Source organism: Mycolicibacterium pyrenivorans (assembly GCF_025821625.1).
Lineage (GTDB): Bacteria > Actinomycetota > Actinomycetes > Mycobacteriales > Mycobacteriaceae > Mycobacterium > Mycobacterium pyrenivorans.
The window spans coordinates 24,659-39,615 of record NZ_JACKSH010000195.1; the positions used below are offsets into that span (position 1 = coordinate 24,659).

Here is a 14,957-nt window from a genome sequence, read left to right on the forward strand (position 1 = left end):
AGGCGTGGTCTCCTATCCGCGGCGGCCCCGAGTTCTGCGCAGGACGCGGCCGCGCACCCGGTTCTGCCGTTCCTTCGCTTCGTTCTTGTCGATGACGGTCGTGTCACGCAGCGGCAGTTTTAGGGCGTCTTCGGCGGCGATGCCTGCCTGCAACTGGCGCGCCCGTTCGAGTTCGGCGTCGACCTCGGCTCCGAACAGCAACGCCAGATTGGTGATCCACAACCACAGCAGGAACACGACCACACCGGCCAGGGCCCCGAAGGTCTTGTCGTAGCTGCCGAAGTTGGCGACGTAGACGCCGAACGACAGCGAGGCGAGCACCCACGTCACGATGGCGATCGCCGCACCCACGCTGATCCACCTGAACTTGGGTTGTCGCACGTTCGGGGCCGCGTAGTACAGCGTCGCCACTCCCAGGACCACCAGGAGCAGCAGCACCGGCCACCGGGCGATGTTCCATGCCGTCAGCGCGGTCGCGCCGAGACCGAGGAATCCGCCGATCGCCTCGGCCACGGGTCCGCTCACCGCCAACAGCAGAGCGACCGCGGCCACGACGATCACGGCACCCGTTGTCAGCAGCAGCTGCTGTGGCCGCAGTTTCCAGAATGCGCGCCCCTCCTCGACCTCGTAGATGCGGTTCATCGCGCGGCCGAACGCGCCGATGTACCCCGAGGCGGCCCACAACGCGCCGAGGATGCCCGTCACCAGCGCGACGCCGGCCGACGGGGAACTGACCAGCTGTTCGACCGGCTGGCGCAGGGTGTCGGCGGCAGCTCCGGGGCTGATGTCGGCGACGATGTCCAGCAGCGTCTGCGACGTGCGTTCGCCCTGGCCGACGACGCCGAGCAGGGAGATGACGACGACCAGCGCCGGGAACAGCGACAGCACCGCGTAGTAGGTGAGCGCCGCGGCGAGGTCCATGCACTGGTCACGACTGAACTCCCCGACCGTCTGACGCAGCACGTACCGCAGGGACGGCTTGGTCAGGTCGGTCGGCGACTCGGGTTTGCGCCCGTCATCGGGCTCGGGGCAGGTGCTGTCGGCGGGCTCGGTCGTCTCCGGCGGCGGCGGCGCGGGGCGCTGCTGTCGCCGCCGGACCAGGCCCGCCGTCACGAACCCGGCGCCGAACGCGGCGGCCACCGCGACCGGCCGCGCCGCTCGATTCGGGGCCGACGACCGCTGCGACTGGGACTGCACCGCGAGATGATGCCCGCGATTGCGGCGGTGCAAACGGCGGTGGGCCGCAAGACCGGTGCCGAGTGCAGCACGCCGGTCAACTGGTTCCCGGGCGCCGACGGCAGCTGGTTGATCGTCGCGTCCGCGGCGGGAGCGCAGAAGAACCCGGCGTGGTACTACAACCTCGCTGCCAATCCCGACAAGGTGTGGATCGAGACGGCCGACGGCAAGGTTGCCGTCACCGCCGAGCAACTCCACGGTGAGCAGCGGGACGAGGCGTGGGGCCGGATCACCGCTGCCTCCTCCCTGTTCGCGCGGTACCAGCAGAAGACCGACCGCGACCTGCCGATTGTCAGATTGGTGCGCCGGGCGGGCTGACCGGCTGAGCGTGGCTGTCGGCGCGTGGTCCGAGGTCATGAGTTTCGTTGTCCACGTCGCTCATTGTCTCCGACCGATGAGTTGCGCACCGCGAACTGGTCCATCTTGCAAGGCCGCCCCGTGCGGCGCACCCGAAACCAGGAGGTGAAAGTGCCAACCCCTGACACCGCCAACCGGCTGCCCCGAGTCGTCGACCGGGCCGCATGGCAGGCAGAACTGGATAAATTGCTGGCCCGCGAGAAGGCGCACACTCGTGAGGGCGACGCGATCGCCGCGGCGCGCCGCAGGCTCCCCATGACGGAGGTCGACCCGCGGATTCCGCTGGTGGGCGCCGACGGCGAGGTTCCGCTGCTCGAGGTGTTCGAGGGACGCACCCAGCTGTTGGCCTACCTGCACATGTGGCACGACGGGAAGCCCGCCGCGCAGCAGTGCGAGGGATGCACGTTCTTCACCGGGCACGCGCTGGAGCTGTCCTACCTGCACAGCCGCGGCGTCACCTACGCGACGTTCTGTCAGGGTCCGTATTCCGAGAGTGCGCGTTACCGAGATTTCATGGACTGGCGGATGCCGTGGTACTCCGCGCGCAGCTGCGCGGAAAAGCTCCTTTCAGGAAGGCATTTCGGCGGCTACGTGTGTTATCTGCGCGACGGCGACCGGGTGTTCGAGACGTACTGGACCACCGGCCGTGGCACCGAGGCCGGAGCGACGAGTTACCACCTGTTGGACCTGACCGTGTACGGCAGGCAGGAGACGTGGGAGGACTCCCCCGACGGGTGGCCCCAACGATTCGTGCCCGACGGTGACATGTTCCGTACCGACGGGAGGCCGACAGCGCAGTGGTCCCGGCTGGCGGCCGGACGCCCCGACGATCTCGGCGGATGAGGCGGCACCTATCGCCAGGCGAACACCGGTTGCTCGAGTTCGTCGACGGGGTCGTGGCGGCCCTCGAGGCCGAGCAATCTCAGCTGCAACAGGACCGCGCCGGTCGGGGCGTGGATCAGGTCGTTGCCCAGCGGGATCTGCACGACCGGGCGGGGGCTTTCGGGAATGGTGACGAACCGCGGCGAGTCCTCCCGCAACAGTTGATGCAGTCCTACCCGGTAGACCGCCACCACTTCGTCGGGTGACGGACGGGGGTCGAGCCGTCCGCCACCCCAGATGACGACCGGTGTGATGACGTAGCCGGACCGCGTCGGATAGTCGTCGAGCAATCCCAGCACGGTCGAATCGGGCAACCTGACGCCGACCTCCTCGTCGAGTTCACGCAGTGCGGCATCGACCACCGTCTCGCCCGGGTCGAGGCGGCCACCGGGCAAGGCCCATTGCGCGGAGTGCGACGAGAGGCGAGATGCCCTGCGGCACAGGAAGAACGAAGCCCCTCCCGAGACGTCGACCATGCGCCCGTCGAGGGCCTCCGGCATCGGCCGCCCGGCGATCCAGTCGTCGACCGGTGCGGGGTCGACTCGGTCCTCGCCGAGCACGGAGTCGACGAGGACGACGGCCACGGCCGCGTGCCGCTTCGTCGGGTCCGTCACCTGGCGGCGGTCGTGACCCGCGAGCCGCGCCCGGATCTGCTCGCGCAGCACCTCGTCGTAGGGGATCGTCACCGCTCGACCTTAAAGCAGCCCGGTTTCACCCCGGCGTCGTCGTCACCCGGTGATCCCGGCCGTCGTGTCGAGGCGCTGCAACAGGTCGTGCGCCGCCAGTTCGACAGCCTTGTGTCGCCACTGCGACGCCCGGTACACACAGGCGATCAGAGCCGTGCGATGAACACGGCGGAAGTCGCCGTAGACGAAGGCGTAGCGCGCCTTGGTGCCGTCGGTGGCGCCGTCGGTCAGGCCCAGGTGCCAGCGCGCGTAGTCGTCCCAGTCGTGGGATTCGAGGTACGCGTTCTCCGCCTCGGCGCCGGGCTGGACGTCACCCCAGTCGCTGTCGAGCACGTACTGCTTCGAGTCGATCAGCTGCCGCGCCCTTTCGACGGCCTGCTGGTTGACGTGGTACTTCGCCATCGCCTCATTATCGGAGATTCGATCGCCGGGAAGCGGGTAATCGCCTGATCAGAACATGAAGGGAGTCAAGCCAATGCCGACCGAACTGCAGGGCCGCAAGATCGCCTTCCTCGCCACGGACGGGGTCGAGAAGGTGGAACTCGAAGAGCCACGCGCCGCGGTGCAGGACGCGGGCGGGCAGGTCGAGTTGCTGTCGGTGAACTCCGGGGAGATCGCCGCTCGCAACCATGACCTCGAACCCGCTGGCACGTTCGCTGTGGACCGGGTGGTGGGCGATGCGCGCGTGGACGAGTTCGACGCGCTCGTCATCCCAGGCGGCACCGTCAACGCGGACAAGCTGCGACTCGACGAGTCGGCGGTGGCGTTCGTCCGTGACTTCGTCCTAGCCGGCAAGCCCGTCGCCGCGATCTGTCACGGACCGTGGGTTCTGGTGGAAGCTGATGTCGTCAAGAATCGCACGCTGACGTCGTACCCCAGCCTGCGGACCGACCTGCGCAACGCCGGCGCGACCGTGGTCGACCAGCAGGTCTGCATCGACGGCAATCTGATCACCAGCCGCTCGCCCAAGGACCTGGCCGCGTTCTGCCAGGCGATCACGGATCAGTTCGCGACCACCCCCGCCCACACCTGAGGGGCCGGATCTGCTACCGGCGGCGCGGCCTTCCCGTCAGCTGCCGAATCGTCCGGATCTCCAGGTCCCGGTAGGGTCGGCCGCCGGGTTTGATGAGGTCGTGGAACCACTCCTTCGCGGGCCCTGTCGAGGGCCGCTCCCAGGAATCCCACGGCAGAAAGGTCTGGGTTTTTCCGGCGACAAGACCCCATGTGTAGGCACCGACGTTGTGCCGCTTGGCAATCGGGAGCACCTCCTCCACCCTGTTGCCCAGGGTTCTGGCCATGTACTCGGTGCACAGCATCGGTCGTCCCAGCGGCGACAGTTCGGCGATCCTGGCCTCGAACTCGTCCGGCTTGCCGTAGCTGTGGAAGGTGACCACGTCGGAGGCGGTCAGTTGGATATCGCAGATCGTGCTGCGGCTCTTGGGATCTCCCCACGATCCCTGCCAGACTCCGCTTGTCAACGGCTGGGTGGGATCTGCGGAGCGCGCCCACCGGAACACCTGGGGAAGCAGCGCGGCGACGAGTTCCATCTTGTCGGTGCGCTCGACGTCGCGGTAGACCCGCGCAGGGTTGTCGGGTTCGTTCCACACGTCCCAGCCCAGCACGCGGTCGTCGTCGCGGAACTGGGTCACGACCCCGACCACGTAGTCGCGCAACACCCGTCGATAGCGGCGGTCGTCGAGGTTGTCGGCGCCGGGACTCTGCACCCACCCGGAGTTGTGCACCCCGGGCCGCGGCGCGCGCTGCCTGCCGAGTCTGGGGTGCGGATCCCAGCAGGAGTCGAAAAGGACGAACAACGGCTTGATGCCGTGATGCGCTGCGATGTCGACGAAGTGGGCGAGGCGGCGCTGAAAGCCCCTCTGGTCCTGAATCCACAGTTGGTCGTGAAGGAAGACCCGTACAGTGTTGAACCCGATCAGTCGAGCCATCCGAAGCTCCTTGTGGATGAGGCTCGGGTCAAACGTGCCGGGCTGGAACATCTCCAGTTGGTTGACGGCGTTCGACGTGATGAAGTTCGCACCGACGAGCCAGTCCTGCCCGCGATACCAGCGATGTGCGCGGTCCGCCGACCAGCGGGCAGAGCCCCCGGAGGCCAGGGGCACCGGGGACAACGACGCGGCCGCCGATACCAGAAGCGGCACCTTGAGCGCCGTTCGCCGATGGACGACCTGACGCGCACGGGTGGGCGGGGCATGCTCGGGCTTGCGAATCAAAGTGCAGTCCTTCGGCATTCGGATCTGTCGTCATCCGGGCCGGACACGCGCGGCGGAACGACACGGTCCGCCGCTCGTAAAGTCAACGTACCGTGCTGAATTCGCTCCCTTCAGCGTGAGTCGAGGGTGCCGGATCACAGAAGTTGCCAGGCCGCTGGTGGGCCTGAGGTCACGAACCTCGGTGTGGGGTGGGACTCTGCGCCGATTCCCACTTTGATTCCAGTGACCGGTTCACGACCGTGTCGGCCGGCAACTCGAGGTCGAGGGTCTCCCCGTCGTCGGTCTCGAGGGTGACGACGATCGTCGTGGAGGTTTCGTTCAGGTCTTTGTGCACTACCTTGTACTGCCCCGCCGCGGCTCCGGGTTCGTCGGAGGGTCGGAGCGTGATGATGTCGCCTGGTGCGACGTTGTCGAGTCGGTCGCGTTCGGACTGGTCAGCCATACGTTTCCTCTCTCAGTCGCGGTCGTGGTCCGGTTCGGTCAGTTCAGGAGCGTTCTCCCGCGTCGCCATGCCGCCGTCGCGCCCGTGGTCGGCCGGCCCCGGCCTGCCGCCTTTCGGTTCCTCGGCCTGTTCACCACTGTTTTCTGGCTCTCTGCCCATGGCTCGCTCCTTTCGGTCCCCGGTGTTGTACCCAGAGTGGCCGTTCGCGACGCCCCGGACTTCGGTGCGCTTAGGCTTCAGGCGATGACGACAGGCCTTGGGTGATGACGGCGATCGACGTGGAACCGCAGCCGCGCATCGACACGCTGGCGCGCGTGCCGGGTGGCGGTGACGCCCGGCGCACCGAGTACGCGGGCACGGTGTGGTTCGACGGCAAACCCGAGGCCGCCGGCCCGATGCTTCGCCGCCCCGCGAATGCGCCGAGAGGAATCCGGACGCCGCACGTCCAGGCGTCGTTCTTCGTCCCGGACAGCCTGCCCTACTCACGCGCGAGGGTCAGTGACGCCACACTCAGTCTGTCTGTGGCACTGTGCGGTTCAGGCGAGATCGGGGCGATCACGGACGCCCGTGCGGTGTTCACCGATGACCCCTCGGGTGAGCCGACGTGGATCCAGCTCCACGTGCTGGCACACCTCGGGTGGCCTGCGGGGATGAGCTACCGGATCGTCGCGCTGACCGCGCCGGATGCGGTGCGACAACCGCGACCGACCTAGTGGGGGCTGTGGCCCTGCGGTAGGTGATAAGCGAAGGATTTCTGCTGGCGCTTGGCCATCTGCTGCAGGCACTGGTGGTGCTTGCGGGCGTGATAAGCCAGCGGGAAGTACGTGAGCCGGTCGGGCAGAACCCGGTACGCGACGCGAATCATCTTGTACGTCCGGGTGAGCTGGCGTTCTTCCTCGGCGCTCCAGCCGACGCCGAGCCTGTCCCGGAGCCGCGGATCGAGCAACCCGACGATCGACAGGTAGTTGAACCGCAGCATCGGGCGCAGCGCGGCACGGACCAGGGGGTGGAGCACTTTGGGTACCGATGGGGGCAGATCGACCTTGCCGGTCTGCATCTCCTCGATCAACTGCCGCGCCTGGGGGGTGCCCTGCAACGTGTCGATCATCGCCTCGAAGTAGTCGTTCATCTCCGCAAGCGTCTCGGGGTAACCCCGCATCGGGACGTGGAGCAGGCGGGCCAGTCTGCGGTTGTCACGCAGCAGCTCTTCCTTCTCCGCGTCGGTGAAGTCGCGTCCGATCAGCAGGCGGCCGCCCTGGGCGGTGACGATGTAGCCGGTGGCGATCACCCACTGATAGGCCTCGGGGTTCAGCGCGCTGATCTGCTTGCCGGTGGCGGCGCTCTTCATCGTGATCGGCTTGTGCATGTCCCGCACACGGTTGCCCTCTGCGACCGCCTCGGTGCCGCCGTAGGTCCAGCGCAGCACGGAGTCGACGGAGCGCACCGCCCGGCCGCCGGGGTCGCCGTGGAACGCCGCGGAGTAGCGGCCGGTGATCTCGGCGATCACCGGGTGCATGGCCTGCATCATGAAGGCCGCACCGTCGACGATCAGGAACGTCCAGCGGCCGGTGTGTTCGGCGGTCAGCGAATCCAGCGGCACCAGCTCCGGCGTGCCGGCCCCGTCGGCGTCGGAGCGGAGCTCGAGATCTGTGGTAGCGGTCATGCCCGGGACGCTAATATGACCTTCAGATCGCATTCAAGTCGCGTAAGGGATCAGCGTGAACGCAGATAAGCGCACGTCAAGACGCCGCAAATCGCCACAGCAACATCGCTCCCGCGAGATGGTCGCAAAAATCGTGTCGACTGCGGCCGCCCTGCTGCGCCGGATGGAACCCGAGCAGGTGACCACCAACCTGATCGCCGAGAAGGCGGGTATCAGCAAGGGGTCCATCTACCAGTACTTCACCGACAAGGAGGAGATCCTCAACGCGGCGATCGAGCACCTGGCCGCCGAGCAGGCCCCGCTGATCGAGGAGATGCTCCGCAAAGTCACCCTGGAGCAGCCCGAGGCGGCGATGGATTCGTCCATCGACATTCTCATCGACTTCACGTTCGCCAATCGCAGGCTCATCCGCTACCTCGCGGAGCGTCCCGACCACGTGCGTACCTTCGAGAACATCTCCGGCCTGAACGCCACCCTGCTGGCGATGGCGACGCTGCACATGAATCACTACCGCGACCAGTACCGCAACGAGCTGAGCCCGAAAGCGTTGGCGTGGCTGTTCTTCAACATGGCGGTGGCGACGACGCTGCGCTACATCGAATCCGACGACCCGATCCGGCTGGAAGAACTGCGCAGCGGTCTCAAGTTCGCCTCGACGGGACTACTCGTCGGCAACCGGGGCTGAGTCCGTCGCGGTCCTGCGTCATCACACCCGCGGCGGCCCCTTGGTGAATCCCTCGAGCCACCGCTGGATGCTCCGGCTCAGCGATCGGGGAACGTGGTCGGGATCCATGAGGTCGTTCTCTGCCAGCAGGCTCGCCTCGTCGGCGACGGTGTCCTTGGTGAACTGTTCCAGTGTTCTTCCTTGTCCGCGAAGGGCTTCCACTGCCTGCAGGAAGGAGTCGCGCTGACGCACCTCCCTCTCGAAGTCGTCGACAGACACACCGAGGTGTTCGCACACCAATCCGTTCCGGACCGAAGTGATCATCTCGCGGATGTCCCCGTGCTCCGGGGTGTCCGGCTCTGCCTCGACGGCCACATCGCATTCGCTGTCGAACCCCATCGACCTGTTGTTGAGATTCGATGAGCCGACGCGCAGCAGACGGTCGTCGATCACGAGGATCTTGGAGTGGACGTAGATCGTGGTGCCACCGTCGGTCTCGGGCCAGTAGACGCCCAGCCGGTGGTATTCGTCGGCCGCCCAGAGCATTTGGAGGAGACGGTATCGGGCACTGTCCATCGACTGCTCTTCGAGACGGCTCTCGGAGTTGCGGGGTATGACGATGACGATCTCCGGCCCGTCGGGTTCTCGGAGCCGTGCGGCGAGCGCATCGGCGATGGTGCGCGACGCGAGGTACTGGTTCTCGAGGTAGATCGTGTGGCGTGCTGCCGCTATCGCCGCGAGATTCAGCGCTTCGACCTCGCGGACCTCGCTGCGCTTCTCCCGCTCCGGCAGGGTGCGCACGATCCCGACATCGACGTTACGCAGGGCAGGCTCGAGGTCGGGGGGCCAGACCTCGTGGTCGACGGCGACCTGCGCCACGTACTGGCCGGTCGCGGCTCGCCATCTGTCGCGGGCCTGATCGCCGAGGGCGCGCGCGGCGGCACCGCTCACCACGGCGGCGACCTCGTGCCTGGGGCCGTAGGTTCGGCCGCCTTCGACGCGAGAATCATTGTCCTGCAGATGTTCCCGGGTGTCCCAGCGCTCCCGGGTGAGGTCGATACCACCGCAGAACGCCACCTCGTCATCGATGACCACGATCTTCTGGTGATGAACCGCTCCGGTCGGATGTGCGCCATCGATGGCGAACTCCAGCCGATCGCCTGCGAGCCAGTTCAACAGCGCCACGGGCGTGACGTCACCCCACAGCCCGTCGAAGGCCGGAAGCAGGCGCAGGTTCGACCTCAGCAGGTAGACATCCAGGTTGGGCCGGACCCGCACCAGCCAGCGGAGGAAGGTGCCCAGCTGGTTCGGGCCGGGAAGCGTCTTGCGACCACGTTCGAAGGTCATGCGGGTGTCGAAGTCCCACCCGATCAGCAGGACTCGGCGCTGAGCACGCAGCAGCGCGGCCTTGCAGTGGTAGAAGTAGTCGGCGCCGTCGATGATGCACGCGAACTCGTCGGCGCGCTCGACGCGCCAGCATGTCTCGCCGGGGATCAGCAAGCGGTCGCTGCCCATGTCAGGCCTCGCAGCGGTCTTCACCGGTCAGGGCGGACATAGCGGTGTGTTTACCACACCCGTGCGCAGTCGAGCGCGCTTCGCGCACCGATATATGCATGTGCTATGCATATATAGTGCCGCAGTCGCGATACGACCAACTCGACGAACTGCTGACGCGCCTGCACCTCGCGCGCCAGCGGCCGAACTGGCGGCGTCGGCTCCTCGACGGAGCCGGTCCGGTGACGAACGTGTCGACGTTGAGAGTGCTGCGCGCGGTCGAGGAGTGTCAGCGATCGGGCGGTGGGGCCTCCATCGGCGATGTCGCCGAGTTCATGGCGGTCGAGCACTCGACTGCCAGCCGCACGGTGGCCACCGTCGTCGCCGCGGCGCTGTTGACGAAGACCTCCGCCCCTGACGACCAGCGACGGTGTGCGCTGGTGTTGACCGACGTCGGCCGCAAGGCCCTGGACACGGTCACCGACCGGCGGCGCGATCTGGTCGCGGAGACGATCGCCGACTGGCCCGACACGAACGTCGACACGCTGGTCGCCCTGCTGGACCGGCTGACCGAACGCTTCGAACGCGCGGCGAGCGAATGACCCCGAAAACCGCCACAACGGCACCGACCGCTGCCCCGAAGCAGTCGCGCGGTGCGCTCGGGCTGATGTTCGACCCGGTTTTCGGTGCGCTCTTCTGGGGCAAGATGTTCTCCGTCGTCGCGGTGTGGACGCACGGCATCGTCGCGGCCATCGTGATGTACGACGCGACCCGCTCGGCCCTGATGGTCGGCCTGGTCGGCGTCGTGCAGTTCGCGCCGCAGCTGATCTTGAGCCCCACCAGCGGCAGGTGGGCCGACACCGGGAACCCGGCGCGTCAGATACTGCTCGGCCGGGTGCTATGCGTCGCCGGGTCCGGGTTTGTGGCGACGTGGCTGTTCCTCGAACCCGGGCTCCAGGGGACCTCCACCGCGATACCGATTCTCCTCGGGACCGCGCTCGTCGGGTTCGGCTTCGTGGTGGGCGGGCCGGCGATGCAGTCGATCGTGCCCAACCTGATCCGCCCCGGTGAGCTCTCCACCGCCATGGCGCTCAACAGCATTCCGATGACGATCGGCCGCATCGCCGGCCCGGCCACCGGCGCCTACCTGGCAGCGCACTTCGGTTCGGCCACCGGCTTCGCCGTCAGCGCCGGCCTGCACCTCGTGTTCACGATGTTCCTCATCGCCGTACGGTTCCCGGCGCCGCCGGTGCGGCGCTCCGGGGCGGACTACCGCGTCCGGGCCGCCCTCAAATACGTCTGGGCCGACCGCCCGCTGCTGCTGGCGTTGCTCGCGGTGACGACCGTCGGTTTCGCCTCGGACCCGTCGATCACGTTGATGCCCTCGGTGGCCGACGAACTCGGCGGCGGCGCCAGGCTCGTCGGGACGTTGTCCGCGGTTTTCGGCATCGGGGCGGCCGTCGGCATGGTGGTGCTGGCCCTCATGCGGGGCCGGTTGGTCTCCTCACGCGTGTCGAGCATCGGACTGTCGGGCCTCGCCGCCGGGTGTGCGGTGCTCGCCGTCGCGACAGGACCCGTCGTCGCGATGACGGGGTTCGCGTTGGCGGGCTTGGGCTTCGGGTGGGCCATGACCGGTCTGAGCACGGTGGTGCAGGAGCGCGCGCCGGAGGAATTGCGGGGCCGCATCATGGCGCTGTGGCTCGTCGGCTTCCTCGGTTCGCGGCCGATCGCGGCGGTGCTGCTCGGCGGCACCGCCGACCTCGTCAGCGTGCAGGCGGCGTTCGCGGTGGCCGCGGCGCTGACCCTGGCGGTCACGCTGTGGTGCCGGCCGTCGAACCTCGTCGGCCCACTACCGGCACGCGTGTGACGCGCCTGCGCTACCGAAGTGCAGCGGAGATGACGTCGCGGGCCCGGTCGAGCATCGAGGCGAACGGCCCGACCGCGAAGTTCAGCGTGGCCGACTCGACTCCGGGGTGCGGCCGGGTCGGGGCGATGGCCTCGGCGGCGACGACGGCGGCGGCCATCCTCTCGAGGTCCCCGGCGTCGAGCTTGCGCTGAAGCTTGTTGAACTCCTCGTTCTCCTCGCGCTCCGCATGGTCGATCACCGCGTCGCGGAACACCGCCAGGGCATCGAGGAATTCCTTCGAACCGAAGTCCATGTCCTCGAGCGCGGACAGCTGCTGCTTGGCTTCGTGTTCCTCCTGCAACCGCAGGTCGACGATCGCGTCGCCGTCGTCGAGGTCCAGGCGCGCACGCGGATGCACCACCATCTCCTCGGCCGTCTCGTGCACGGCCAGCAGTTGGCGTAGGGCGACGAAGGCCTCTTCCCGCGCCTTGGTTTCCGACGCATGCAGCACGTCGTCGAACATGTCCTTGATCAGATTGTGCTGACCCACCAGAAACGCCACCACGTCATCGGTGGATTGCACGAATGTCTCGACCACGGCGGTTACCTCCGGCTTTTCATCTTCGGATGAGAACTTCATCCAGCGCAAAGGGCTGAGCGCTGTGACGGAGAGCTACCCGAACACCGGCCGGTCTAACCGGAACGTCAATTCGGCCGCCCCGGCTACCCGCTGTCGGCGTCGGGCAGACCCTCGGGCGGCGGTGTCGAGTAGGCCGGGCCGGCAGGCGGCACTTGCTCCTGATCGGACTCGTGCTCAGCGGCCTCGTCCTCGGGTGTCGGTGTGGTCATTTCTGTTCGGCGTCCTCGGCCTCGGTGGGCAGGGCCTGTGCTCCGGGCGTCGCCGGCGTCGTCAACACCTCTTCCTCGTCGACGGGCTGCTCCTGGCCTTCTGGTCCCTGAGTCATTGCGTGCCTTTCGGTCGCGGTTGGCACACAGCCCGTTCGGCTGCGTTCCTGTCTTCTACCCACACAGCGGCCGGGCAATCCGGCTTCAGGAAACGACGTTGTCACCGAGGGCTGCGATCACCCTCGGGGTCGTTCGCGCGCGGCCGCCAGGGTCGGCGGCGGGCGGAAAGCACGTCGCGGCGACGCTGCCGCCGACGCCGAGGTGATCGCCACCCTGGTGCTGCTTTCGCAGGCCGTGCGGCCCGTCGGTCAGCGTGATCGACGGAATGCCGAGTTGCTCAATCGCTTTCGTGGTCTAGAAGCTGTCGCCGCTGGTGAGCGACGCCTTGTCTTCGATCGTGAGGCCGGCAGTGGTGTGCCGGTAGGCAGGCGAAGTCGTCGTCACGCGGCTACCAGGGAACCACGCCGTTAAGGAAGCCGAGTCCTTTGGTTCGTCGAGGAATGTCGGTGGGCTGAGGACACTGGTGTTGACGCCAGGCGACGCGTTGGCCAGTCCTCGGGGGAATCCTGCGCTGAGGTTCGGTGGCACCGTCGAAGACGCTGGGTCGGCGGGGTGATCCCCGCCGTCGTGGCATACTCAGTGCTCCAGGACGGCGGCCAGCGCCTCGTCCAGGATGGCGAGGCCCGCATCCAGTTCGCCGTCGGTCACCGTCAACGGCGGCGCGATCCGGAAGATCCCGCCCATGCCGGGCAACTGGACGATGTTCATGTGCAGCCCACGCGCCAGGCACGCCGCGGTGACCTCGGCGCCCAGGGATTCCGCCGGCGCCTTGGTCTGCTTGTCTGTCACCAGCTCGATGCCCTGCAGCAGCCCGCGACCGCGGACGTCGCCGACCTGCTGGTAGCGCTCACGCAGGCCGGCCAGCCGCGCGTAGAGCTTCTGGCCGAGGACGTCGGCCCGGTCGACGAGGCCGTCCCGTTCGACGACGGCCAGGACGGTCAGGGCGAGAGCAGCGGCGAGGGGATCGGACACGTGGGTGGTGAAGAACAGGAATCCTCGTTCATGGCAGACGGATTCGATCTCCTCGCTGGTGACCACGACGGCCACCGGCAGTCCCCCGCCCAGCGTCTTCGACAGCGTCAACAGGTCGGGAACGATGCCGTCCCGTTGGAACGCGTACATCAGCCCGGTGCGGCCGATCCCGGTCTGCGCCTCGTCGACGATCAACACCATGCCGCGCTCGGCGCACAGCTCCTGGAGCCGGCGCAGATAGCCCGGCGGCGGCTCGATGATCCCGCCCGACGACAGGATCGGCTCGACGAGACAGGCGGCCAGGCTGCCCGATGACTGCGCGTCGACGGCCGCGAAACCGTACTCGAGCTCCGAGCGCCAGTCGTAGGTCCCGTCGGCGTGACGGAACGGCGACCGGTAGGCGTTCGGTGTCGGCAGGGTGAGGTTGCCCGGCATCGGCGGCCCGTAGCCGCGCCGCCCCGCGCTGAACGTGGCCGACGCCGCCCCCGAGGTCATCCCATGCCAGGACCGGTCGAACGAGACGATCTCGTAGCGCCCGGTGTAGAGCTTCGCCATCTTGATGGCGGCCTCGTTCGACTCGGCACCCGTGCTCAACAGCAGTACCTTGCTCAGCGACGCGGGCAGCGTCGCCGACAGCGCTCTCGCCAGTTCCACCACTGGCACGCTGAGCATTCCGCTGTAGAGGTGGTCGAGCGTGCCGATCGCCTCGGCGACGGCGGACACGATGTCGGGATGTGCGTGCCCCAGAACCGCACTCATCTGTCCCGACGTGAAGTCCAGGATCGCCGAGCCGTGTTCGTCGTATACGTAACTCCCCTGTGCCCGCGTGATGACGCGCGGGACGAACCCGGACCCGTAGCGCACCATATGCCGCTCGGCGTCGCGCCAGAACTGATCGGTGTTCAGGGCTGGATCCTGGTCTCGGCGTCGATCACCGACATCGCCGCGAGAGCCGCTCTCGTCGTCTGCCTACCCATCGAAGCCCCTCGTGTGATCGGCGGTCAATCACCGGTGACGGTAGTGCATGTGCCCCGGAGGAGTTACGCAAGGAGCAGCGGAGGCCGGGGCGGCTGTCCTCGACATCTGTGAAGCACACATCTGTGAAGCGGACACCGGGAGCAGCCACACATGGGGGCAGGACTCGGTGTCCGCCGACGCCATCGGGGGCAATCCTCTGACGCGACAGGTGTTTCCACCATGTTTCACCGCTCATCGGTCGGGCATTCCGTACAGCGGCACCGACTCAGAAGTGGAGAACCCGATGGATCATGAATGCGAGGGCAGTGGTCGCGAGCTGCCCGGGGACCCACCGCCCGCCGAAGCGGCTGCGTGTCCGGTGTGTGGACGCGAGACACGGGTCGACCCCGACGAGTCCGGCGGCAGCCTGAGCTTCGTCGTCGCCCGCCACCAGAAAGTCGTCGAAGAACCACGCTGAGCGCCGCACCATAGCCCTCACGGCCGGAGCAGATCGTGGGTCGGGCACGCTGGTACTCACGATGTCCCTCCCACCCTCCCACC

Annotated in this window: 19 protein-coding genes; 7 read left to right on the forward strand and 12 right to left on the reverse strand. The window is 67.6% G+C overall.

Features of this window, described 5'->3' with window-relative positions:
* Positions 1 to 12: 12 nt before the first annotated feature.
* Positions 13 to 1,197: a YihY/virulence factor BrkB family protein gene (locus tag H7I57_RS22900; protein ID WP_264026283.1), complete on the reverse strand. Its 1,185-nt coding sequence runs from the start codon at positions 1,195 to 1,197 to the stop codon at positions 13 to 15.
* Between the two features lie 9 nt (positions 1,198 to 1,206).
* Between H7I57_RS22900 and H7I57_RS22905 the strand changes: the two genes are divergently transcribed.
* Complete coding sequence (locus H7I57_RS22905; RefSeq protein WP_264026284.1) at positions 1,207 to 1,554, forward strand: nitroreductase/quinone reductase family protein; 348 nt, start codon at positions 1,207 to 1,209, stop codon at positions 1,552 to 1,554.
* A gap of 150 nt (positions 1,555 to 1,704) precedes the next feature.
* The gene (locus H7I57_RS22910) at positions 1,705 to 2,436 is read left to right on the forward strand and encodes a DUF899 family protein (RefSeq protein ID WP_264026285.1); all 732 of its coding nucleotides are present in this window, start codon (positions 1,705 to 1,707) and stop codon (positions 2,434 to 2,436) included.
* Between the two features lie 8 nt (positions 2,437 to 2,444).
* On the opposite strand, the gene H7I57_RS22915 is transcribed toward H7I57_RS22910, so the two are convergent.
* A complete protein-coding gene (locus tag H7I57_RS22915) occupies positions 2,445 to 3,161 on the reverse strand; it encodes an NUDIX hydrolase (protein WP_264026286.1) in 717 nt (238 codons plus the stop codon).
* Positions 3,162 to 3,203: 42 nt separating this feature from the next.
* Positions 3,204 to 3,563, reverse strand: a complete 360-nt coding sequence (locus H7I57_RS22920) for a hypothetical protein (RefSeq protein ID WP_264026288.1) — start codon at positions 3,561 to 3,563, stop codon at positions 3,204 to 3,206.
* A 73-nt stretch (positions 3,564 to 3,636) separates the two neighbouring features.
* Here H7I57_RS22920 and H7I57_RS22925 point away from each other — a divergent pair, with 73 nt between their 5' ends.
* Positions 3,637 to 4,194 carry a type 1 glutamine amidotransferase domain-containing protein gene (locus tag H7I57_RS22925; protein ID WP_264026290.1) on the forward strand — a complete coding sequence of 186 codons (558 nt, stop codon included), beginning with the start codon at positions 3,637 to 3,639 and terminating at the stop codon, positions 4,192 to 4,194.
* A gap of 13 nt (positions 4,195 to 4,207) precedes the next feature.
* Here H7I57_RS22925 and H7I57_RS22930 read toward each other — a convergent pair whose 3' ends face one another.
* From H7I57_RS22930 to H7I57_RS22940, 3 genes are all read right to left on the reverse strand, one after another.
* The gene (locus H7I57_RS22930; protein WP_264026307.1) at positions 4,208 to 5,389 is read right to left on the reverse strand and encodes a glycoside hydrolase 5 family protein; all 1,182 of its coding nucleotides are present in this window, start codon (positions 5,387 to 5,389) and stop codon (positions 4,208 to 4,210) included.
* Between the two features lie 172 nt (positions 5,390 to 5,561).
* The gene (locus H7I57_RS22935; RefSeq protein WP_264026292.1) at positions 5,562 to 5,834 is read right to left on the reverse strand and encodes a hypothetical protein; all 273 of its coding nucleotides are present in this window, start codon (positions 5,832 to 5,834) and stop codon (positions 5,562 to 5,564) included.
* Positions 5,835 to 5,846: 12 nt separating this feature from the next.
* Entirely contained in the window at positions 5,847 to 5,993 is a 147-nt protein-coding gene (locus H7I57_RS22940; RefSeq protein ID WP_264026293.1) for a hypothetical protein, read from the reverse strand.
* A gap of 104 nt (positions 5,994 to 6,097) precedes the next feature.
* On the opposite strand from H7I57_RS22940, the gene H7I57_RS22945 reads away from it, so the two are divergent.
* A complete protein-coding gene (locus H7I57_RS22945; protein WP_264026294.1) occupies positions 6,098 to 6,547 on the forward strand; it encodes a hypothetical protein in 450 nt (149 codons plus the stop codon).
* Here H7I57_RS22945 and H7I57_RS22950 read toward each other — a convergent pair.
* Positions 6,544 to 7,497, reverse strand: a complete 954-nt coding sequence (locus H7I57_RS22950) for an oxygenase MpaB family protein (protein ID WP_264026297.1) — start codon at positions 7,495 to 7,497, stop codon at positions 6,544 to 6,546. The two genes, H7I57_RS22945 and H7I57_RS22950, sit on opposite strands and share 4 nt — an antisense overlap.
* Before the next feature lie 118 nt (positions 7,498 to 7,615).
* On the opposite strand from H7I57_RS22950, the gene H7I57_RS22955 reads away from it, so the two are divergent.
* Complete coding sequence (locus H7I57_RS22955; protein WP_264026298.1) at positions 7,616 to 8,182, forward strand: TetR/AcrR family transcriptional regulator; 567 nt, start codon at positions 7,616 to 7,618, stop codon at positions 8,180 to 8,182.
* Positions 8,183 to 8,203: 21 nt separating this feature from the next.
* Here the strand turns inward: H7I57_RS22955 and H7I57_RS22960 are convergent, their stop codons facing one another.
* Positions 8,204 to 9,676 (reverse strand): phospholipase D-like domain-containing protein, encoded by a 1,473-nt coding sequence (locus H7I57_RS22960; RefSeq protein WP_264026299.1) that lies wholly within the window; start codon positions 9,674 to 9,676, stop codon positions 8,204 to 8,206.
* Between the two features lie 98 nt (positions 9,677 to 9,774).
* On the opposite strand from H7I57_RS22960, the gene H7I57_RS22965 reads away from it, so the two are divergent.
* Both H7I57_RS22965 and H7I57_RS22970 read left to right on the forward strand, forming a co-directional pair.
* Positions 9,775 to 10,257: a MarR family winged helix-turn-helix transcriptional regulator gene (locus H7I57_RS22965; protein ID WP_264026300.1), complete on the forward strand. Its 483-nt coding sequence runs from the start codon at positions 9,775 to 9,777 to the stop codon at positions 10,255 to 10,257.
* A complete protein-coding gene (locus H7I57_RS22970; RefSeq protein WP_264026301.1) occupies positions 10,254 to 11,522 on the forward strand; it encodes an MFS transporter in 1,269 nt (422 codons plus the stop codon). The genes H7I57_RS22965 and H7I57_RS22970 overlap by 4 nt, the downstream gene beginning before the upstream one ends.
* A 10-nt stretch (positions 11,523 to 11,532) precedes the next feature.
* On the opposite strand, the gene H7I57_RS22975 is transcribed toward H7I57_RS22970, so the two are convergent.
* The 4 genes from H7I57_RS22975 to H7I57_RS22995 all read right to left on the reverse strand — a co-directional run.
* Complete coding sequence (locus H7I57_RS22975) at positions 11,533 to 12,099, reverse strand: hemerythrin domain-containing protein (protein WP_264026302.1); 567 nt, start codon at positions 12,097 to 12,099, stop codon at positions 11,533 to 11,535.
* 125 nt (positions 12,100 to 12,224) lie between these two features.
* Positions 12,225 to 12,350, reverse strand: coding sequence for a hypothetical protein (locus H7I57_RS22980; RefSeq protein WP_264026303.1), 126 nt, complete (start codon positions 12,348 to 12,350; stop codon positions 12,225 to 12,227).
* A 693-nt stretch (positions 12,351 to 13,043) separates the two neighbouring features.
* Complete coding sequence (locus H7I57_RS22990; RefSeq protein WP_264026304.1) at positions 13,044 to 14,306, reverse strand: aspartate aminotransferase family protein; 1,263 nt, start codon at positions 14,304 to 14,306, stop codon at positions 13,044 to 13,046.
* A gap of 376 nt (positions 14,307 to 14,682) precedes the next feature.
* Positions 14,683 to 14,957, reverse strand: a 275-nt coding sequence (locus tag H7I57_RS22995; protein ID WP_264026306.1) for a hypothetical protein, incomplete at its 5' end; no start/stop codon positions are given.

Excerpts from the sequence above, each read along its gene's own strand:
- H7I57_RS22955 (WP_264026298.1), top strand. The coding sequence starts at position 7,616 with ATGGTCGCAAAAATCGTGTCGACTGCGGCCGCCCTGCTGCGCCGGATG.
- H7I57_RS22960 (WP_264026299.1), bottom strand. The coding sequence starts at position 9,676 with ATGGGCAGCGACCGCTTGCTGATCCCCGGCGAGACATGCTGGCGCGTC.
- H7I57_RS22920 (WP_264026288.1), bottom strand. The coding sequence starts at position 3,563 with ATGGCGAAGTACCACGTCAACCAGCAGGCCGTCGAAAGGGCGCGGCAG.
- H7I57_RS22935 (WP_264026292.1), bottom strand. The coding sequence starts at position 5,834 with ATGGCTGACCAGTCCGAACGCGACCGACTCGACAACGTCGCACCAGGC.
- H7I57_RS22940 (WP_264026293.1), bottom strand. The coding sequence starts at position 5,993 with ATGGGCAGAGAGCCAGAAAACAGTGGTGAACAGGCCGAGGAACCGAAA.
- H7I57_RS22970 (WP_264026301.1), top strand. The coding sequence starts at position 10,254 with ATGACCCCGAAAACCGCCACAACGGCACCGACCGCTGCCCCGAAGCAG.
- H7I57_RS22980 (WP_264026303.1), bottom strand. The coding sequence starts at position 12,350 with ATGACCACACCGACACCCGAGGACGAGGCCGCTGAGCACGAGTCCGAT.
- H7I57_RS22990 (WP_264026304.1), bottom strand. The coding sequence starts at position 14,306 with ATGGTGCGCTACGGGTCCGGGTTCGTCCCGCGCGTCATCACGCGGGCA.
- H7I57_RS22950 (WP_264026297.1), bottom strand. The coding sequence starts at position 7,497 with ATGACCGCTACCACAGATCTCGAGCTCCGCTCCGACGCCGACGGGGCC.
- H7I57_RS22945 (WP_264026294.1), top strand. The coding sequence starts at position 6,098 with ATGACGGCGATCGACGTGGAACCGCAGCCGCGCATCGACACGCTGGCG.
- H7I57_RS22925 (WP_264026290.1), top strand. The coding sequence starts at position 3,637 with ATGCCGACCGAACTGCAGGGCCGCAAGATCGCCTTCCTCGCCACGGAC.
- H7I57_RS22905 (WP_264026284.1), top strand. The coding sequence starts at position 1,207 with ATGCCCGCGATTGCGGCGGTGCAAACGGCGGTGGGCCGCAAGACCGGT.
- H7I57_RS22965 (WP_264026300.1), top strand. The coding sequence starts at position 9,775 with ATGTGCTATGCATATATAGTGCCGCAGTCGCGATACGACCAACTCGAC.